The organism is Paenibacillus sp. FSL W8-0919, assembly GCF_038003785.1.
GTDB classification, from domain to species: Bacteria; Bacillota; Bacilli; order Paenibacillales; family Paenibacillaceae; genus Paenibacillus_AQ; species Paenibacillus_AQ lactis.
In genome coordinates this window covers 3,258,005-3,277,193 of record NZ_JBBOPV010000001.1, presented here as the reverse complement: position 1 = coordinate 3,277,193, position 19,189 = coordinate 3,258,005, and the positions used below count along the sequence as shown (strand labels likewise).

Sequence of the window (19,189 nt, the reverse complement as noted above, 5' to 3'; positions counted from 1 at the left end):
TTTTAAAGTCCGCTTCTTGCCTTCCAATCCGCTCAAACCCCATTTTCATAGTTTACGGGTCACGGCAACTCTCTTTACACTCGAAACAGAACTGCTGACGCTTGCAGCCCCATCATAAACGAAAGGACGTGCCTCCTATGAAAAAAAGCCGCTCCGGCTTTCTGCGTGAAATCCGCTCGAACGGCTCCGCGTATCTGCTCATCGTACCGGCCGCCATCTATACGCTGGTCTTCGGCTATTTCACGCTCCCGTACATGCTTATCGCGTTTCAGAAATTCAACTTCAAGACCGGGCTCTTCAACTCGGACTGGGTCGGCTTTGACAATTTCAAGTTCTTCTTCTCGTCGCCCCGGGCATGGGAAGTCACCTTCAACACCCTGAAGCTCAACTTCTTGTTCATTATCGTCGGCACCATTGCCGCTATGGCGCTGGCTATCCTGTTCAACGAGCTTCGCAGCCGCTGGTTCTCCAGGGTGACGCAGTCCACGATTTTGTTCCCCCATTTCTTGTCCTGGGTCATTGTCAGCTACATTATTTACAGCCTGCTGTCGACGGACTACGGCATCCTGAACCGGATCCTGGCGTTCTTCCATGTCGATCCCGTCAACTGGTACGCATCGCCGAAATATTGGACCTGGATCCTCACGATCGCGGCGGTCTGGAAGGACCTCGGGATGAACCTCGTCATTTATTTGGCCGCCATCACGGGCATTGACGACAGCTATTACGAAGCCGGGCGGATCGACGGCGCTACCCGCTGGCAGCTCATCCGCCATATCACCATTCCGCTCATGCTGCCGACCGTGTCCATTCTGACGCTGCTGGCGCTTGGCAAAATTATGTACGGCAGCTTCGATATGATTTATGCCATCGTAAAGGACAACGGCCTCCTGTATCCGACCGTCGATGTCATCGACACGTACGTATTCCGTTCCCTTCGCACCATCGGGAACCCGGCACAGGCGATGGCTGTCGGCCTGTACCAGTCTGTGGTCGGCTTCATCCTCGTGTGGGGCAGCAACAAAATCGTGAAGAAGGTGAATCCGGACCATGCGTTGTTCTAATACGAGCCGGAACCGTTCGGAAAGGAGCGAATACCGATGACGTCCAGACCTAAATTGTTCAACACCGTAAACGCCGTTCTGATCGGCATCATCTCCATCCTGTGCATCTTGCCGATGCTGCTCGTGCTCATGGTGTCCTTCACCGATGAAGCCAGCATTAAACAATTCGGCTACCAGCTGTTTCCGACCGAGCTGTCGCTCGATGCCTACAAATTGCTCCTGTTCGGCAGCACGCCGCTGTACCGGAGCTATATGATCTCGATCTTCGTCACCGTGGTCGGCACCATCCTGGCCGTAACGATCACGTCCATGGCCGGATATACGCTTGCCGCCAAGCACATCCGTTACCGCAACCGGCTCGGATTGTTCTTTTTCATCACGATGGTATTTAACACAGGGCTTGTCCCTTGGTACCTCATTAACCTTAATCTTGGATTGAACAACACGATCTGGGCGCTGATCATTCCATCGCTGGTATTCAATCCGTTCAACCTGTTTCTTGTGCGCAATTATATGTCCCAGATCCCGGCATCCCTCACGGAGGCTGCGAAGATCGACGGCGCCAGCGATTTCTATATCGCGTTCCGGATTTTCTTTCCGCTGTGCATGCCCGTCCTTGCGACGATTACGCTGTTCTACGGCATCGCCTACTGGAACAACTGGTTTAACGCCATCATGCTCGTGGATAACGAGAAGCTCTACCCGCTTCAGTACCTGCTGTTTAAACTGAACTCGGAAATCAGCATGATCCAGCAGATGCAGAGCAGCGGTGCCATTCTCGGCACCCAGACGCTGCCGCAGGAATCGGTCAAGATGGCTACTGCCATTTTGACGATCGGTCCGGTGGTGCTGTTCTATCCGTTCCTGCAGCGGTATTTCATCAAAGGCCTGCTGATCGGCTCGTTGAAGGAATAGGGCAGTGATTGATACAATGCTGCTCAGATGCAACAATAAAGAGGCTAACCGCTATAGCGGTTAGCCTCTTTATGTCGTATTGAATGAGACGGGATTGAACAGCGAGAGACGCCTCATCCTGTTTCGATCTCATTTCCGCACTTCGGACAATATTGGTACAAATCATTGTCGATGGATCTTCCGCAATAAGGACAAAAGTTGAAATCACCTTGGGGAACCGGCAAGTCGCCCTTATGATCCTGCCTCGAATCTTGACCAACATATCGATCGAAGGGATCTGGTTCGTTATCCGTAATATCGTACACCGACATGCGGTTAGCGCCCGTCGCATTTTTATAATGGAAAATCCCTTGCACAATTGCGATGCCGACAAAGACAATCCCGAAAATGACTATGAATACAGGAGCCCCCATGTTCGCGGCCGAGATCGTCCAGAACACGCCGAACAGCCCAACAACAACGCTTCCAGCCGCTCCCATGGCTGACGGCCCACGTCCTGGCTTTATGCTCCGCATCTATCTCCCCCCCTCTCATCGACACGCCTCACTTCATTAAAAAGACAAGGTAATCCGTCATTACCCCCTGATAACCGAAGGATCGAAGCATGGTCGTTATATTGCCTCTGTGATAGGTTCCGTGATTCACGACATGCTGAAGGATCTCGGCGATTGAATTTTCCATTTGCCGTCCACTTGCCATCGTATACGAGACCTTCTTCTCCGCATCGGTCAGCGATGATACGTAATCGCGAATTTGCGACTGTAATTCGTCCATCTCCTGGCGCGCTTCCTTAAGATCCGTGAATGCTTTCTTTGCGAAGGTCGAGACCTGTTCTTCTTTGATTCTGTTTAACCATATGTTATCCGCAGAGACGAGGTGACTAACCACTTCGGCAATGGATTTAAACCCTAGATCGACTTCCCTTAAGAAGACTTCGCTTGGCAGCGTGTCAAGATGATCCATCACTCGCTCGTTCGCCCATACGTTGTAGTCATATAGTTGGATCAGTTGTTTGTTCATCACTATCACTCCTTGGTGAGAAACTATTAACATTCCAATCATTACCAAACCACCCCGACCTTAAAATGCCCTTATCTTGGGCGGAGGTGGTTGTGGTTAGAGCTTCTTCCATGATTATACATCTTGAAGGGCGCCGAAGTATAGACAGTGGAACATGGACTTCTCACAAAAAAAGACCAGGTAAATCGGTTTCTTTCTACTACTTCTATTAAGCAAATCAGCCATCGTTAAAGAACGAAGGATGCTAAAGTCTAAGCACCATCCATTCCTCATCAAAGTATTGGCCTTCGAACTTAAGGGCATTTCGCTCTAATCCAAACGTCTGAAATCCGATGGACTGATATAATTGCTTAGCAGGATGATTATCGGAGACGACCGTTAAATTAATCTGTTCGATCCCTTCCGCCTCCCTGGCTCTTCGAATCAGTTCCTCCATCAATTGTCTTCCGACCCCCATTCCCCGCTTCTCGGGAATCACATACATTCCAAACACATTGCCCTTATGTAACGTCTTCATGCCGCTCTCTCGCATAAAGGTTACGATTCCAACTAGTGATCCATCCTCCTCAAAAGCCCCTAAAACAAATTTATCCCGACTCGGTTGTATTCTTTCCGTTACCGTTTCCAGAGAGAACTTCACTTCCCGATCGTAGGTGGAGCCAAACGCATGGGGATCCCTTCTTAGCCCGTCTAGTCGAACCTCTTGATATGAGGGAGCATCCGCTCCATTTAACACGGAAATCTTCATGATCTTCTGCCTCCTTGCTTTCTACTTCTCGCAGCGTATTCCAGAAAGGATCGGCTCTACTTGATGGAGCCATTGATGCTTATTGTCGGCAAGTAGAGTGTTCCAGCCGAGCTTTATAGCGGGGATCAGATTCTTTTCTTGATCATCGATATAAAGAACCATGGGATGGGAGGCGCCATAATCATCAAAATATTGTGCTACATGGTGATATATTTGGATGTCTGGCTTCGATAAGCCTACTTGATTAGAGATGGTGATGCTTTTGGTATGAGGCTCGATTTGGTCAAGAATCGGTTCCAGCCATTCCTTACAATGATTGCTTAAAACATGAATATCTGCGATCTGGCTCCACTGCCCTAAGGAGTGAATGGCAGGAAGCGGCTCCAGTGACTGAATCAGCAGCTTCCGGGCCTCTTCTCTATTCACCCATTTGATGCGGTTGCATAACCAAATCCAAAAATCGCCCTCCCTGAGCTTCCCGGTCCAAAGATCTTTTCGCACTTCGTCAAATTGCTCCCGAATACGCTGAAATGAAAGTCCTGACTCTCCGAATATCGCTGGCCAAAAAGTCGATGAAAAATTGCTCACCAATACCCCCGCTAAATCTAATACGAGCTGAGGCTTACCATTCACGGTTTCTGCCCCCTTTATTTTATATGTAACCTTTGAAAAAGATTGGGGGGCATGGAGCCTGCTAATCTTCGCCTCCCTCTAGTTCCGCTGCATTGCGGTCTAACTATAGTCCTCGATGACCCTTAGCTTGTCATCCTGCACAAGAAACATTGATCTTCCTGTAAGTTTCAAAGATTCCCCGGCTTTCATCCCATTCGGCAGATCCACAGCCAATACCCCTTCGTAATCCACCTCAATCTCAGCTTTATCACCTGTAATCGTGATCTGCTTCATGGTCTGGCATCTTTGTGAGAATATCGTCAGCGACTGTTCAGCTAAGGCACGAAATTGCTCGATTCCTTTCGTTTCCGTATCCACTACACCGTTATTGACGTTTCGAAATTCAATGTCATCATGCAAGAGCCTGATCATTCCTTCAATATCAAAGGAGTTATAAGCATTCAAATAATTTTCAATGAGCGATTGAATTTGTACGTCCCCCATAAGAATATCCCCTTCCCCTATCAAATAACATTTGGAATATGTTTCGTTCTGTGGCGGAGGCGGAGCCCCCATTGGGCACCTTCCTTAGAGCTCCAGCTTTAATGCCTTATAATTATTTCTCATGTACATATATCCTGAATATACGGTTAAGATAGCTGCCATGAGCATGATCGTATAATCAACCCGAAAGCTCGTGATGTATGTAAATGGATCATTGCGTAACAGCACAGCTGCAATTCCAATAACCTGAAGGACTAGCTTGAGTTTCCCATGCTGATCAGCGGCGAGCACGATTCCTTTCGCAGCAGCCATGATGCGAATCCCGGAAACAAACACCTCTCTCCCGATAATAATCAAAGCAATCCATGCCGGGATCAACCGCTGTGCGACCATCACGATCAAGGCAGCTGATACTAATAGCTTATCTGCGAGTGGATCCAATAATTTTCCTAGATTCGTAATCTGGTTATATTTGCGGGCAATATCCCCGTCTAATTTATCCGTAACCGATGCAATAATAAATATGGATACAGCCCAGTAACCCCCATACTCGTTCAAATATTGAAAGACTACGGATTGATTCACCAACCAGGAAGGATACGGCTGGCAGGCCAAGAAGAACAGAGGGATCAAGCCAATCCTTAATAACGTTATTTTATTGGCAAGATTCATGTCCCAGCCTCCACTTCAACGATGCCAACGGCCGAATAAGGATAGTCAATCTGCTTTTTTACCCTATCCGCAGCTTCCGTTCCAGCGAATAATTCAATGACATAGACCCCTAAATCGATAGATGTCGCTACGCCTCCTGCTGTTATAACTTTACCATCCTTCACAATCCGGGACTTGACTACTTCCAAGCAGTAAGGTTCCAGTAGGCCATAAACATTAGGATGGGTGGTGGCTTTCTTATTCTTCAAGAACCCTGCTGCCCCCCACAACAAGGATCCGGTGCATACCGAGACTTTGTACTCAACGGATTCGGCGGTCTTGATCCAATCCATGAAATCCTTGTCATGTATGAGCTTTCTGGTTCCCATTCCTCCCGGAAGGAATACGAAATCATATTCAGATAAATCAGGCCTGATGACATTCACCTTTACCGTCATTCCAAGTTCATCCGTAACCTCCTCGGTCAAGCCGCAAATATCCCACGTTGTTCCTTGGGACGAATCAAACTGATTAAGACGATAAATCACGTCATAGAATCCAACAAAGTCTAGAAATGTAACGCCGTTAAATAACACTAAGGCGATTCTCATCATTCCCACCCTCTCTTATCGTCCGGCTGCCGGAGCAGACCAAGGCCATATGGATTGCTTTTGAACACATCAGTGCCTGGAATCTAAGCTTCATCATCCTGCATTATTTAATGGTGTCATATAAATCAACTTCAATATCACTGATCCGATCATGTCCCCATTCATCTGATATCTCCAGATGCCATGCCCGATGAATCCGCTCGAACTGATGATCATTGATCCATCGATGCAGCTGCTCATAGGTGCTTCTGATTTGATGATTGGGTCCTTTATGAGTGATAACAGCATATTTTTGTTTGGGGACCACTAAAGAAACCATGCCTTCAGGGATCTCTTTAACTTCACTTACCTCGACGCATACCCAGTAACCATCTTCCTCTTCGGAGTAATCTCCAACAATAAAAGCCCCTACAAGTTTCGCCGGATGAATAACTTCCTGGATTTCGCCCACTGTGCTTGAGCATAACAGAAGCTTTGGGGATTTCATTGGCATATTGATCACCAGGACAGACTACCCGTATTCCTACCAGCTTTTTTTCATCGAGCTCGACTACTTTCATAGAAATGACATCTCTCCTAAACGTATTGTTCAACCGGACCTTTTGCCTGATCGATCATGTACATTCCTTATTCCATTTCTATATTCTCGTAATGTTCAACGACCGGGAAGGGATCATAATAATGGTGCAGCAATGCTTTCCATTGTTGGTATTCCTGCGACTCTCTAAAACCAACGGTATGATCCTCCAAGGAATCCCATCTAACGAGCAATATATATTTGTTCTCCACTTCCAGACATTTTTGAAGCTCGTGATAGATATAGCCTTTCATACCAGAAATAATATTTGATGCTTTTCTAAAATCTGCTTCGAAATCCGCGCTGAGTCCTGGTTTTACGTTTAACATAGCTACTTCAAGGATCATACTATCCCCCCCTTTTTACTTCATTGGACCTCGTTTATTCACTTCAGGAAGCCGTTAAGTCGCTCATTTTATTGTTCTTCACAAAACATAATCCGATTTCCTTCACTATCATTGACCGCAAAGAACCTTGGACCATTAGCTCCTTCAATAGGCGAAACAATATCTACTTTCTTGGACTTCATAAACGCATAAGTTGCTTCAATATCATCCGTATCGAAGAAGAATAGATGATTTTCGCTTGGCTTGATCTCATCCCGATGTATGCTGTCGAGCAACAGGCTCGTATTTCCTAATGGAATCGAGTAGATCGTTTTTACATCAGGATCCGTATTCCGGGTATACTCCTCATCTTTGGGTAACCCCAGGATTTCCCGATACCATTCAACCGCTCTAGGCATATTATGTACAATGACAAATACCGCTCCAATTTGTTTTTTCACCGGACTCAAGGTCTTCATATTTATTCGCTCCCTATGTACGTTATTTAATAACTGTTCCCTTAACGCGCCTTCTCACCACACTGCAGCTAATCCAATTGAATGTTTTCTTTTAATTCTTCGTATGCATCAGCCAACCAAGGATGAATCACCTTCAAGGTTTCTTTTCGTTCCCATAAGTAATTGATATATGTAAATGCGCCGTGTGTTAGGGATTCCTGTAAATTCTTTTTCAGTTCATTTAGATAAGGAGGCGTTCCTTTCTGATCCCAGGAGATCTTGTCGGCGACAAACAAAACCTGGTCAAGCAACGTGGAGTTGGACCTCAAGGTTGTATGGCAGCCAACTGCATTTAATATTTCCTCATCTGTAACATGAAAGACTTGTTCCGCCATGACCTTCGAGATTTTCTGGTGAATAATCATCGGATATTTTTCTTCTTCAGGTAATACGTCAATGGCTAATTGTCTAGCTGCATCGATTCTGGCATGGTTCGGAAAAACTACGCTAATGTCATGCAACCAACCTGCCGTCTCGGCCGCGACCGGATCGGCATCAAACAATAATGCAAGCCTCCTAGACTCTGCCCCAACATCCGAGCAATGCTTAGCGGTTTCTGAACACTGATTGAGTGTAAGGAATTGCTGAATATCTGTCTTCAAATTCCCTGTAAAATGGATATGTTCCGTCAATGGCTTGAAAATAGAATGCATCGTTGGAATCCCTCCCATGGTTTACTTTGTCCAACAGACCTGATGTGTTTTCCTTCGAATAAAGCATTACCAGAAAATCAATCTCCTGACCCGAAACCTTACTCTTGAAGGACTGGCCTTTAATGAACCCAACACGTTCATACACTTTAATGGCTCGTTCATTGAACGCTACTACAACTAATTGGACATCCGATTTATCATATTCTTCTTTGATAAATTGAAGACTGCTCATTAAGAATTGTTCACCGTATCCCTTCCCCGTCAGTTCCGGTTTTAGACCTAAGCCCAAATCGATGTATTGCTCGTCATTATAGATGCCAATTAGGTAACCTCCCGGTACACGTGCCGAGTTTCCAGTGCATATATATCCTACTAATTCATGTGTGTCATCTAATGCATAGTAGTAGTCGCCATTCATAAGCTCGGATATATCGTCCAAACCTCCCTCCATGCTGTATAGCGAGTAAGGTTCTTCATATGTCCACCCTGCGATTAATGCGGCGTATTGCTCCGTCATTTTAAAATACTGAAATGATGACATGATTAAGCTTTGCTCCTTCACATATATTTCCTGATTACTATTACTTCCTCATCCCACACTTGCACTTCAATATATCTTTCCGGCCCTTTATCTCCATCTGGATTCCAGGCTTGGGGTAATCCATATTCATCAATGATTTTCATAATTTCATAAAATGTATAAATCTGCTCTCTATACGGTTTACCATCTTTATACCTCATGGTAGGAAACAGCTATTTCTTGAATCATAATCCCTTCGATTTCCCTAATCATTGAAATTTCTACTCGATCTGTCGTTGTGATAAATCCTAACTGCTCGTGGGCTGTCGTCAGTAACCATACTTCTTTGTTCTTAAAGAAGCATAAATCCTCTAGCAAATCAGGATGTCTCCATCGATATAGTCCCTTCGCTTTATTGATTAACAGTTCTTCCAATTCGGGCTTGCAATTGAAATAATATATGTCCGCATGGTGTCCCAATAATCGCGTTCCCGGCCATTCCTCTTGTTTCTTCACCGTATTAACGTATGGCTTTAGTTCTTCGATTAGTATTTTCGTCTTCTCCGTTAACTCCAGTTGCTCTCTTTTAACTAAAATGAACTCATCACATATTTTAAATGCCAATGATATAAGCTGCTTATAAGTGCTTCCAACGGGTTCTTCAAGGATCTGTATCATTTCAATATCTCCTATGATCTTAATAAAGTTGTTACTTGTTGCTTTAGGTCTTCAAATAAAGGTCTTTGTACTGTGCTTATTTCTTCAATTTCAATGTCTTCTATACTTTTAAATTCTAATTGTAATGATTCTTGGTTCTGGTCGTGATAAATTAAGGTTTTATTGTCCGAGGCAATTCGCCATTTGAAATCTACTTCTGCATTAAAAATGAACATTACAAATACAACTTCATTCCCGTCTGGATATTTATATTTCATGCGTGAGCCACTATAAATCGTATAAAGTTCATGTCGTCTAACCTTTAGTCCTGTTTCCTCAAACACTTCGCGGATCATAGTTTCTTCAATGGATTCACCTGCTTCCATTCCACCTCCTGGAAGCCCCCAGTCTCCATAATCTGATCTTCTTTGAAGCAATATCCTGCCTTGGTTATCTCGTATGATGGCTCCTCCAGTTACGATTATCCTCAATCTCGCTACTCCTTTCTCAGATGTTTTGTAGAAATACCGACGTAATCTCCTTTTTACATAGCTTCCTCACCTAGCATACTTTGTTTTCTTGTATCAAAAAAATAACCCAGCCATAGATAACTCATATCTTAGGCTGGGTCATTGGTTGACTATAATTCTTTTAATTATACATCTGACTTAACTCATAACCAAGCGTTATAACAACAAAACCTGGATGCGTGTAATTTCCACAGTTACTACGTTTGATTTGTTGGAAGACAGGATTTATTCTAACCCCAATAATCTTCCATTAATTTCTTAGACCATTCCGGCTGCTTCACCTCGCGGTGGGGAAGAAACTCCTTCATAACCGGTTTAATATCAATGATGGGCGTACCATCAATTGCATCTAAATGTTTTACGATCAATTTTTTATGATGATGCTCCAGCAGTTCGACTGTAGTCAAACCTAATTTATTGGGTCTGTTCTTTCCACGCTGGGCAAATATCCCCACCATGGGAAATTCCTTATTATTTCGTGGATGTCTCGCCTCATATTGAATTTTGTCATCCGCTACTTTATCGAAGTAAAAAATAATCTCCAAATGTGAAAAATCGTCTATTCCTTCAAGCGATGACCCATTTAAATCATCTATCAGCTCAATTTCAGATACAATGGAGCCCCATTGATCATCTTCCATTTCCGTTCGTGAATTACGTACATAGGCAATTGGTTTAATGATGAATTCCATAAGTTAGCCCAACCTTTTGATTTGAATTGAAATGATTATACCATGTTTTGGAATTCCATATCGACATCGTTTCAGCTTATGTACTACGGCACCGAACGGATGGTCTTTAAGATTCCAGTGTCTCGAACACGCTATATTTCTTGAAATCATTGGCAATGGGATGCGGCAGGTAGTTCCTGAGCTCAGAACTGGTTACCCACTTATAATCACTATGTTCGTCTGAGAGTTTGATTTGATCATCTGTTGTCCTGCACAGATAGGTAAGAAGCACGATCTGTCTGAGCGGGTCTGTAAAAAAAGTAGTTGCAAACAATAACTTCTCAACGTTCACTTCAATTCCGATTTCTTCTTTCACTTCACGAATCAGGGCTTCTTCCAACACTTCACCAAATTCAATTTTCCCGCCGACCGTTTCCCAGCTTCCCGCATCTACCTCTTCGGTTGATGATCTTTTTACGATCAATGCCTTGCCGTTTTTAGCTATCACGCCTTTAACTACAACGATGATTTTATTCTCCAAGCTGCCCCCACCTCGACCATTCCCTTTCTTATGCACGATTTATGCTAGATCTCTTGGCGAAATATATAGATAATACATTAAATTCAATATGAAGCAGACAAGACAACAAAATCGAATGCGTCACGTCTGTAATAGCGCCAAAGAATATCCCTCCGATAAAAGCAAACATCATATATCGAATACTCTGTGAAGATAGCTTGTAGTATTGCAAATGAGAAATCGCAAACAGCAGCGCTGATATAACTACCGGAATCGTTACGGGCAAAAACATGACTTCCATAATTTCTGCGGAATGAACGGATTGCTTCAAGATCGGAAGGATCAGCCCTCTAAAGAGAACTTCCTCAATAATCGGATAAGTAATGGCGAAATTGATTATATTGTATCTACCGATTGGATGATATCCCGAATATCGTGAGAATATATAATTTCCAACCAAAAGAATGGCAAACACAGGCATTATCGCAAATATATTTACTGGCGGGCTGTAAACATTATTTTCTGTAAAAAATGGCACTGCGATTAATATGCCGACTGCCCAAAAGTATAAACTGTACTGTCCCAGCTTGTGAGATTGAAAAGTCCTGAACAAGATCTCCATGATCTTATAAGAGAAAGATAAAATGAATGATAACCCTAACGATAAGAACATCATTAAGCTCCTTGTTAATAGAATTTCACTTCATGAAGCCTAATAAAACTCAACATAGGTTATACCTCTATCCAAAATCGATTGACGATGTTTCCATCTTCTTCAATATAATCATGATCTTGAATTCCGCCGTTCTTCATAATCGTTTTCTTGGAAGCAATATTATCGGCATCACATACGACTAACACTTTACGTATTCCCAGTTCTTTGGTTTTCTCTAACGCTAAGGATAATAATTGGGTTGCGTACCCTTTACGACGTTCAGAAGGCCGAATCCCATATCCAATATGACCGCCACAATTCAATAGCTTCTCATTTAGCTGTATTCCGAATTAGCTGTCTATATTCCCAAGCTTCCGCTTATATTTTCGTTATAAAAAGATTATACCATGTTTTGGAATCCTCCCTTCTTCAGCATGTAAAGTGACAAAACGTTTGAATAGCGGGGCGATGGACAGCTGATAATTTAGGACTCAAAGGGCTCGAATACGTTGTATTTCTCACAACCCCGAATCTATCACCGCTTATCATGGATTTTAGATATCATAGTCGTATGCACAGTTTTATGCGTAGGATGCGAACGGTTCGACTCAGATAATCGTCAATTAAATAGAAGGAGATCCTAACAACAAGGAAGTGACAAAAGTTGGATGACAGGCAACTGTTTGAAACGTATAAGGAGACGGTGTATCTATTTTGCCGCTATATGGTGCAGAGCCGGGCGGATGCCGAGGACCTCTGCCAGGATGTTTTTTTCAAAGCGATGATTGCTGACCGGACAAACGTGCAGAACACGAAAGCTTGGCTGCTACGGATAGCGGCTAACGAGTGCAATACGTTCCTAAGGAGGAGACAAAACGGGTGGGCCAAGGAGCTCCGCTCCTTCATGTTGGGTATGCCGCTGCGGACCCCAACCGTCGAGGAGACCTTCGAGCATAGGGAAATGGTACATACTCTGCATCTGCAGCTGGACAAGCTGCCTAAGAAAACCAAGCTCGCCTTTGTGCTGCATTATTCCGCTGAGCTTTCGCTGCCGGAAACAGCCGAGGTGCTTAATGTGCCCCTGGGCACGGTAAAATCTCGGATTAACCGTGGTCTTAAGAAAATGAGAAAAATGCTGAAAGAAGACCCATCGGGTAATTGGAAAGGAGAGGAGACGCATGCCGGAGCTAAAGGATGATTTTGTAAAAAAGCTGTCTCGCTACCCGGAGGAACAACCGGATTTCGAAGCCATGTTTCATACATTGGAGGAGCGTAAGAGGAAGTGGAAACGAGAAACAGGAGGTCAGGCTGTTCACGCGGAGATCCCATCCTCCAAGACTCGTTACAGGCCGGCGGTTCTACTGGCGAGTGTGCTGGGCATTGCTGTACTTGGCATCACCGCGCAGCAGGCAGGACTGTTGAACTCACTGCCGCAGATGATAAATTTTCAAAATGCGGCCGTGGGACAAACGTTAAATGAACACACCGAACAAAGCGGTGTCAGCTTGCATTTGAATCGCGTCTTTAGCAGCCCTTCGACGTTGAAAAATGATCTTACTGATCTGGAATTCCATCTTTCTCTGGAGATTCCCGATCGTTCCGGCTACGATTATGCATTTTTTGACACCGGAACCCTGACCAATCTGGATACTGGAGAGAAAGAAGCGTACATTGCCAACCAGATCAATTTTACTCAACGTGAAGGTAAGCTTGCCTCTTATTTCGTAGCCCAGGGCAAAGAGCCGTCCAGCATCTCGGGGCGCTATCAGCTTGAGCTTCAAGACCTGTATTTGCGGAAAACAGTCAAAATGCCTCTTAACGGGAAGCTCGATGAAATGAATGGAAGGGCTTATGATTTGAAGGGAGATCGTTTTCCTTCCGTAACGATCAAGTCCTCGGCACGTGTAGGCAATGATTGGGTCGTTCGTTATTCAATCCCTGGGAGTATGAATTCACACAAGGAATTCCTCAACGAATGGAGAAATTCGACCGAGCAGGACAATTATCAGATGGTGCTCGTGACAGGAAATAAAACAATCGAGCCTACAAACAGAGGAACCGCTTCGGGGCTGCGTTCAGAAACCTTTGATATCTCAGGTCTCGACGACCGGGAAATTGCTGAAGCAAAACTGTATTTCACCTTTCCGGAAACGGTAAGGATGGTTGAAGGTGACTGGGATCTGACGTTTACTGTTGATGAGAATCAGGCTTCCCAGCCTTTGAGCACCATTCCCCTTCAGATCGATCCAACCAACGTGAAAGGGTTTGATTTTGTACCGACAAACTTGATTTACACGCCAGCCAGCATCATTGTCCAGATTTCAGGATATTCGGCAGAGCCCGTTTCGGGTCGGTATTTGCTTGATGATGTCAAGCTGAGCGTCGGAAATGTTACCCTCAATGGATTTGTGGCAGACAATAATCGCCTGATGTTTATGCTGGACCAGCCCTATCAGGACTATTCTAATGAGCCAGTTATGCTTGAACTGGATAAAGCCCGGATTGTTCATGAAGACCTGTCACAGAATTGGACACGGCTGAAGGAACCTTCAAGCCAAGGAGCAAATTGCGGAGTATAAGCTGGATGCTAATCAGGTGATTCAGTATAAATATTACCGGAAAGGCGATGGGTTAATGGTCATAACGAAGCTAAAGAATGGCAGTACTTTCAGTTTCCTAGGAACAAGTCTTAAAATTAACGGATACAAGATTCAACCTTCTGAAAATCAGTCAAGGAACTCCGGAGAAAGCAAGCGATTTGATTATTATGACAACATACCGGAAGGTGCCGAGCTTGAGATTAATCCAGGCTTGTATATCGTTGAAAACGACAGCTACTCACAAAAAATCAAACTGAAGTAATCCTTCTGGTTCAAGGATGATAGCACTAGGGACGTTCCTCATGAGAGGAGCGTCTTTGCTGTTCTCACTCACACTGCTCATCATTTACGGAAGTTCCCGATGCAGAAACGGAAATATGCGATCCTTGGTTTGCAATAAATTCACAGAACAAAGGAGCCCCAAGAGGAGCTCCTTTGTTCATGACTTAAGTATCATCATATATCAGGTGTTACGTCATTTCATTGCTCAATCCTAAAGCCGGAGAAAACGCCTTTGGAGTTGAAGTAACCTGTTACAGTTGGAGAGCCCTTCTTGGTAAAGATGACGGCATCATGAAAAGCAGATGGGGCTCCGCTATTTTCCTCACGCGCTGCTTGGTACCCCGATAAATCCAGATTCATGATCTCCTTGGCCTGCTTTACGGCTGCTATTTTTAACTTGTCCAGGCTAAATGAATTTACCTTCTCGCGAATGGCCTGCGTTTCTTTCTCAGGATTTTCCACGCTTACTTCGGACAGCTCTTTAACCAGAGATAAAGCTTGCAATTTGATCCCGAGCAGTCGATTGGTTGATTCTTCAATTTCAAGCTCAATATTCCCTTTATTCGTCTTGTACTCTAACGCATACACTTTTTTCTTGTTCAGCTCGATCACGAAGCTTGCTCTCGGGTTATCTTTACCTTGTTTCGCTCCAACTCGGGAAAGTGCTTGGGCTGCCGCTTTTTGGATCGGAGCTGGGACCTCTTTCAACTCCCCTCCGCCACGAGCCGCCTTCCCATCCACAAGGTTAACAAAATCATTATTACTGTAAGCGATGATATCCGTAGAGCCGCCTTCTTCCAGATAATGAACATTCAGTCGTGTATAACCATCTGCAGATTTATTAAAGATCTGTTTCCAGGCGGCATTCAGCTTGGATTTTGTGGAATCATTCAGTTCTACGAGCTTCGGATTCACATAGAGCTTCACTACTTTGCCGTCAGGCTTTACCAAGACCTCGCCGGCCAAAGTACTCTTCTTCTCCCAGGAGAAGCTGATCACTTCACCACCATAGTCGACGGTTTCCGCCTTACTGAAAGAAACAGGGGTCATAATGAACTCCTTTAGCTTCGCCTGCGCGGCATCAACCAGCTTCTGATCCGATGTCAGCTGGTTAACTTTGTTCGAACTGACCGCATTCCCAGCCTGTTCGACTTTACCGCCCTTCCCCGCCTGAACCGCTCCTACTGCTCCTACACCGGCTAGAACTGCAGCCAAGGCTGCCGTGCTTACTACTTTGTAAATTTTGTTCATACCTATCTTCCTCCAAAAAAACATTTATTCGTGTCTAATCCCGAAATATGGGCGACACAATAATATTGACTAATAACAAGGAGGAAGAGTTCCCTATTTTAATCCTCCCTCCAATTCCTTGACCGCCTTTGCTCATTCATCATAGCCTTCACGTTCCTCCTTATGCTCTTAAATTCAGATTCATCCAGGATCTTTGCCAACGCCTTGAACGAATTTAAATCTGTGGTTAAGTTAGTATAGGTTTTAAATGGATAAGGCCCTTATCTGCCGAGGTTTCGATATATCCGACGATTTGGTCAAACGTAAATACATGGAGCTTTTCATCTAAAGCGTCCTGATCATACTCCATATCGCCCAGAGCGGAAGGAATAAATTGTTCAACTTCACTTGCCTTCACTTCCTGCAAATCCATGATGGTCGGTTGTATGCTAAGCCAATTCCTTAACTCATCCTTGACACCATAGTATTCTAGTAACTTCCCGTTTAGTAATCGAAAATCATGATGGTATAACTTATACAATCCTTCATCTGCTTCCATTCTATTTTTCAGCCAAGCAAGATTAAATCCCTGCAACCAAATATCATCGGCGATTAAATGCGTAAAATATCCTAGTACATAATAACTTTCTCTCTGTGAACGGTATGTATGTAAGAACCCTTGATAATCAATGTATCTTGTATAATTTTGAACTTCGCCTTTGAAGAAGTGGGATGTGTCTTTGGCGGGGACCGCGTCAGGAGCTATGCCACCTATTAAAAAGGACGCCTTATCTTTAATTGCTAGACTGTCTGCAATTTTATTAGCAATAATCAAATGCATAATTCTAGAGCCCATGCATCCACCACCATGTATTTTTTGTTGGAGCTTAGTTACGGAAATAACTAGGCTCTTAAGTTAAATCTTTATATAGAAACTCTCTGTATTTCTTAAAACCTTGCTTATGATAGAACCTTCCAGCAGTTTCGTTGTTGACCCAGTAATCAAGCTCAATTTTGGGGATTCCGTGTTCAAGCGCAAATTCGCATACTTTATCCATCAGAAGCGTACCTAATCCCTTACTCTGAGATTCTTTAATTATGCTTAATTGGTGCACATAAATAGATTTGAATGATTTCTTAAAAGCACTCTCATGATACTGTTTTATTTCAAACAAAATGTACCCTAATGCTTGACCACTCTCATGAAGAAGATAAAAGTAATGATTCGACGTGTTATCTGCCATCAATTTTTGAAAAAATTGATTAATTTCTTCGTAATTGTATGCTTTAAAATACTCAGGAAATAAAGAGTAATGTAGATCATGAACGGCTTTATTCAGACGAGCGATCGTACTAGAATCTGTAGACCGAACCACTTCCATGTTGAGTTCCTCCATCTTTACCTCAGTAACATGCGCAAATATTTTTTTGTTATAGGAACCGGATTCCTCCACTACTCCCCTGCCCCTAATGGCTTCATAAGTAATCAAAGCTCTCCATACGAGCGATACATAATCGTACTCTCCTTCAACTCTTACTTCTCAATCAGTTCTTTAATAAATTCCGATATGCTGGAGAATTCATAATCAGGCTTTATTAAAAACTCGCTGCTATGAGAATTGTCGAGCCAATTCACTCCTACAGTCTTCACCTTGGCTCTAACTCCAGCTTCAATATCTGCCTGACTATCTCCGACAAATAACGTTTCTTGAGGTGAGCATCCCAATAGCTTCATTGCCTTTATAATCCCTTCCGGATGAGGCTTTGGATCAACAACATCGTCACCGGTTATCGACACTTTGAACAGATCATCTGGAAATAGATGCTTTACGGATATGTCGTAGCTTCTTCTTGCCTTTCCGGTTACGATACCTGTCGAGATCCCTTTGTGGTGAATGTGATTTATCAATTCGAGGATTTCTTGGTTACCGGATACCATTCTGTCGTGTTCTCTTTCGTAGTGCAAATAGTAATCATCAATCGCTTCATGAATCCGATCTTTACATCGTAAATTCTGCTGAATGATACCAACCTCGGATGGTCCGAACATGGCAACAATATCTTGATCCGATAATGTTCGCTGATCATAGGTAGCAAAGACCTTTTGAAACGAATAAAAACAAATAGGCAATGTATCTGCCAATGTACCGTCAAAATCGAACAAAATTGCTTTATACTTCAAAGTGGTCACCTCAATTAAATCTATATTTTAGATCCGTTATTAGTCTTAAGGTTTTTTCTCTTGTTATTTACGACTCCAAATGGAACATGATTTTCTGGCTACTCCCTCGATATGACCTACTTGATCGTCAAAGAATATATGTGGCATAAAAACATTCAACACCCTTATTTTTTCGACTCCTCCAAGAAAAAACGCTTCATCCACTCGAATATCAAGCTTTCTAAGTGTAGTAATCATTCTTTCATGGGCAGGCGCATTCCTTGCAGTAACAATAGCTATTCTAATTCTAGGTTTATAGGTGGGATCATTTTGGTTCTTATGTATCTCTCGTTGCTGAAGTTTGGAGATTTCTGTGAAGAATCTTAATAGCGGCCCCGCAGGCAAAGGCTCACTAGCCATCTCCTTCTCATGTGAATGAAATTTATCTAAAGCACCACTTTGAAATATAGACTCAGCCGAGTCATCAGCAATGATACCATCGAAATCAAATGCTAATCGTATTTCATTATCCTGTTCATCATCGACATAGTCCGAAGGATAGATACATCCTGCAGGGTACCCATGTTCAACAGCTTCTTTAACGTCATCTGGATTACCGGATAGAAAAAGGGTTGCATTAAAGGCTGCCATATATTTAAAGGGATTGCTTCCTGCCACAAAAACAGCTCTACTAATGGTTAATCCATAACGTTCGATAGACTTGAAAACGCGCAAACCCGTATCAGGATCATTTCGAGAAAGAAGGATAACTTCAACGATTTGATCTTGAGGAGTATTTATGCTTAATAGCCTTTTTATTAGCGGATATGCAACACCAGGCATTAGTATTTCATTCTCATGTTCTCTTTGGTACGCTCGATAGGCTTCTTCTCCTTCTTCGCTAAATACACGATGGGACTCTGTTAAATCAAACAATGCACTTGAAGCCACCGCAATTACAAATTTACTCTCAATATCAAATGGCATAGTTCTTTCGCCCTTTCTGCTTCCTGCTGTAATACTAAATTTTTTTAATTTTATAATCGCTTGCTTGTGAAATGATAACTGGTCACCTACTTCATGGGTTTAATCCCAAAATTCCATTGCTCTATGATTCTCTCGATCTCGAGCAAATCTCTGACCATTCCATCATAATCAACCGGC

Annotated in this window: 27 protein-coding genes and 2 pseudogenes; 5 read left to right on the top strand and 24 right to left on the bottom strand. The window is 43.5% G+C overall.

Annotated features, from left to right (window positions below; translation table 11 throughout):
- Positions 1 to 137 precede the first annotated feature (137 nt).
- Together NST44_RS14740 and NST44_RS14735 are read left to right on the top strand one after the other, a co-directional pair.
- Positions 138 to 1,064, top strand: a complete 927-nt coding sequence (locus NST44_RS14740) for an ABC transporter permease (protein WP_007127911.1) — start codon at positions 138 to 140, stop codon at positions 1,062 to 1,064.
- A gap of 36 nt (positions 1,065 to 1,100) precedes the next feature.
- Entirely contained in the window at positions 1,101 to 1,979 is an 879-nt protein-coding gene (locus NST44_RS14735) for a carbohydrate ABC transporter permease (RefSeq protein WP_144872022.1), read from the top strand.
- A 113-nt stretch (positions 1,980 to 2,092) separates the two neighbouring features.
- On the opposite strand, the gene NST44_RS14730 is transcribed toward NST44_RS14735, so the two are convergent.
- The 19 genes and pseudogenes from NST44_RS14730 to NST44_RS14640 all read right to left on the bottom strand — a co-directional run.
- Entirely contained in the window at positions 2,093 to 2,494 is a 402-nt protein-coding gene (locus NST44_RS14730) for a zinc ribbon domain-containing protein (RefSeq protein WP_210094769.1), read from the bottom strand.
- Positions 2,495 to 2,522: 28 nt separating this feature from the next.
- Complete coding sequence (locus NST44_RS14725) at positions 2,523 to 2,999, bottom strand: DinB family protein (protein WP_007127908.1); 477 nt, start codon at positions 2,997 to 2,999, stop codon at positions 2,523 to 2,525.
- A 244-nt stretch (positions 3,000 to 3,243) separates the two neighbouring features.
- Positions 3,244 to 3,747 carry a GNAT family N-acetyltransferase gene (locus tag NST44_RS14720; RefSeq protein ID WP_213614527.1) on the bottom strand — a complete coding sequence of 168 codons (504 nt, stop codon included), beginning with the start codon at positions 3,745 to 3,747 and terminating at the stop codon, positions 3,244 to 3,246.
- 21 nt (positions 3,748 to 3,768) lie between these two features.
- The gene (locus tag NST44_RS14715; RefSeq protein WP_210094771.1) at positions 3,769 to 4,380 is read right to left on the bottom strand and encodes a haloacid dehalogenase; all 612 of its coding nucleotides are present in this window, start codon (positions 4,378 to 4,380) and stop codon (positions 3,769 to 3,771) included.
- A 99-nt stretch (positions 4,381 to 4,479) separates the two neighbouring features.
- Positions 4,480 to 4,863, bottom strand: coding sequence for a nuclear transport factor 2 family protein (locus NST44_RS14710; RefSeq protein ID WP_210094772.1), 384 nt, complete (start codon positions 4,861 to 4,863; stop codon positions 4,480 to 4,482).
- Between the two features lie 84 nt (positions 4,864 to 4,947).
- Entirely contained in the window at positions 4,948 to 5,535 is a 588-nt protein-coding gene (gene pgsA / locus NST44_RS14705; protein WP_210094773.1) for a CDP-diacylglycerol--glycerol-3-phosphate 3-phosphatidyltransferase, read from the bottom strand.
- A complete protein-coding gene (locus NST44_RS14700; protein ID WP_210094811.1) occupies positions 5,532 to 6,125 on the bottom strand; it encodes a DJ-1/PfpI family protein in 594 nt (197 codons plus the stop codon). Before NST44_RS14700 ends, pgsA begins: the two co-directional genes overlap by 4 nt.
- 103 nt (positions 6,126 to 6,228) lie before the next feature.
- Entirely contained in the window at positions 6,229 to 6,612 is a 384-nt protein-coding gene (locus tag NST44_RS14695) for a GyrI-like domain-containing protein (RefSeq protein WP_245255957.1), read from the bottom strand.
- 140 nt (positions 6,613 to 6,752) lie between these two features.
- Positions 6,753 to 7,049 carry an antibiotic biosynthesis monooxygenase family protein gene (locus tag NST44_RS14690; protein WP_028404678.1) on the bottom strand — a complete coding sequence of 99 codons (297 nt, stop codon included), beginning with the start codon at positions 7,047 to 7,049 and terminating at the stop codon, positions 6,753 to 6,755.
- Between the two features lie 68 nt (positions 7,050 to 7,117).
- Positions 7,118 to 7,507 (bottom strand): VOC family protein, encoded by a 390-nt coding sequence (locus NST44_RS14685; protein ID WP_210094774.1) that lies wholly within the window; start codon positions 7,505 to 7,507, stop codon positions 7,118 to 7,120.
- A 68-nt stretch (positions 7,508 to 7,575) separates the two neighbouring features.
- Positions 7,576 to 8,049, bottom strand: coding sequence for an HD domain-containing protein (locus NST44_RS14680; protein ID WP_312889600.1), 474 nt, complete (start codon positions 8,047 to 8,049; stop codon positions 7,576 to 7,578).
- A gap of 43 nt (positions 8,050 to 8,092) precedes the next feature.
- Entirely contained in the window at positions 8,093 to 8,740 is a 648-nt protein-coding gene (locus tag NST44_RS14675) for a GNAT family N-acetyltransferase (protein ID WP_210094776.1), read from the bottom strand.
- A 17-nt stretch (positions 8,741 to 8,757) separates the two neighbouring features.
- Positions 8,758 to 8,940, bottom strand: a complete 183-nt coding sequence (locus tag NST44_RS14670; RefSeq protein WP_245255958.1) for a hypothetical protein — start codon at positions 8,938 to 8,940, stop codon at positions 8,758 to 8,760.
- Positions 8,930 to 9,397 (bottom strand): hypothetical protein, encoded by a 468-nt coding sequence (locus tag NST44_RS14665; RefSeq protein ID WP_210094777.1) that lies wholly within the window; start codon positions 9,395 to 9,397, stop codon positions 8,930 to 8,932. Before NST44_RS14665 ends, NST44_RS14670 begins: the two co-directional genes overlap by 11 nt.
- An 11-nt stretch (positions 9,398 to 9,408) precedes the next feature.
- Complete coding sequence (locus NST44_RS14660) at positions 9,409 to 9,867, bottom strand: NUDIX domain-containing protein (protein WP_007127895.1); 459 nt, start codon at positions 9,865 to 9,867, stop codon at positions 9,409 to 9,411.
- A gap of 269 nt (positions 9,868 to 10,136) precedes the next feature.
- Positions 10,137 to 10,598 carry a tRNA (N6-threonylcarbamoyladenosine(37)-N6)-methyltransferase TrmO gene (gene tsaA / locus NST44_RS14655; protein ID WP_210094778.1) on the bottom strand — a complete coding sequence of 154 codons (462 nt, stop codon included), beginning with the start codon at positions 10,596 to 10,598 and terminating at the stop codon, positions 10,137 to 10,139.
- Positions 10,599 to 10,704: 106 nt separating this feature from the next.
- Positions 10,705 to 11,118: an NUDIX hydrolase gene (locus NST44_RS14650; RefSeq protein ID WP_007127893.1), complete on the bottom strand. Its 414-nt coding sequence runs from the start codon at positions 11,116 to 11,118 to the stop codon at positions 10,705 to 10,707.
- Positions 11,119 to 11,146: 28 nt separating this feature from the next.
- A complete protein-coding gene (locus tag NST44_RS14645; RefSeq protein ID WP_245255979.1) occupies positions 11,147 to 11,578 on the bottom strand; it encodes a CPBP family intramembrane glutamic endopeptidase in 432 nt (143 codons plus the stop codon).
- Between the two features lie 251 nt (positions 11,579 to 11,829).
- Positions 11,830 to 12,090: pseudogene (locus NST44_RS14640) on the bottom strand (GNAT family N-acetyltransferase); the annotation flags it as partial.
- A gap of 326 nt (positions 12,091 to 12,416) precedes the next feature.
- On the opposite strand from NST44_RS14640, the gene NST44_RS14635 reads away from it, so the two are divergent.
- Genes NST44_RS14635 through NST44_RS14625 form a run of 3 tightly spaced genes read left to right on the top strand, consistent with a single transcriptional unit; the run spans position 12,417 to position 14,614 of the window.
- A complete protein-coding gene (locus NST44_RS14635) occupies positions 12,417 to 12,950 on the top strand; it encodes an RNA polymerase sigma factor (RefSeq protein WP_007127891.1) in 534 nt (177 codons plus the stop codon).
- The gene (locus NST44_RS14630; protein WP_007127890.1) at positions 12,931 to 14,331 is read left to right on the top strand and encodes a hypothetical protein; all 1,401 of its coding nucleotides are present in this window, start codon (positions 12,931 to 12,933) and stop codon (positions 14,329 to 14,331) included. Before NST44_RS14635 ends, NST44_RS14630 begins: the two co-directional genes overlap by 20 nt.
- Positions 14,332 to 14,347: 16 nt before the next feature.
- A complete protein-coding gene (locus NST44_RS14625) occupies positions 14,348 to 14,614 on the top strand; it encodes a hypothetical protein (protein WP_040737888.1) in 267 nt (88 codons plus the stop codon).
- 218 nt (positions 14,615 to 14,832) lie between these two features.
- On the opposite strand, the gene NST44_RS14620 is transcribed toward NST44_RS14625, so the two are convergent.
- The 5 genes and pseudogenes from NST44_RS14620 to NST44_RS14600 all read right to left on the bottom strand — a co-directional run bounded on the left by NST44_RS14620 (position 14,833) and on the right by NST44_RS14600 (position 19,012).
- Positions 14,833 to 15,885, bottom strand: a complete 1,053-nt coding sequence (locus NST44_RS14620) for a hypothetical protein (protein ID WP_007127888.1) — start codon at positions 15,883 to 15,885, stop codon at positions 14,833 to 14,835.
- 226 nt (positions 15,886 to 16,111) lie between these two features.
- Entirely contained in the window at positions 16,112 to 16,720 is a 609-nt protein-coding gene (locus tag NST44_RS14615) for a zinc dependent phospholipase C family protein (RefSeq protein WP_007127887.1), read from the bottom strand.
- Positions 16,721 to 16,775: 55 nt separating this feature from the next.
- Positions 16,776 to 17,246, bottom strand: coding sequence for a GNAT family N-acetyltransferase (locus tag NST44_RS14610; RefSeq protein WP_007127886.1), 471 nt, complete (start codon positions 17,244 to 17,246; stop codon positions 16,776 to 16,778).
- Between the two features lie 152 nt (positions 17,247 to 17,398).
- Positions 17,399 to 18,055 carry an HAD family hydrolase gene (locus NST44_RS14605; RefSeq protein WP_423803609.1) on the bottom strand — a complete coding sequence of 219 codons (657 nt, stop codon included), beginning with the start codon at positions 18,053 to 18,055 and terminating at the stop codon, positions 17,399 to 17,401.
- Positions 18,056 to 18,066: 11 nt separating this feature from the next.
- Positions 18,067 to 19,012 (bottom strand): annotated as a pseudogene (locus tag NST44_RS14600) (5'-nucleotidase).
- Positions 19,013 to 19,189 lie beyond the last annotated feature (177 nt).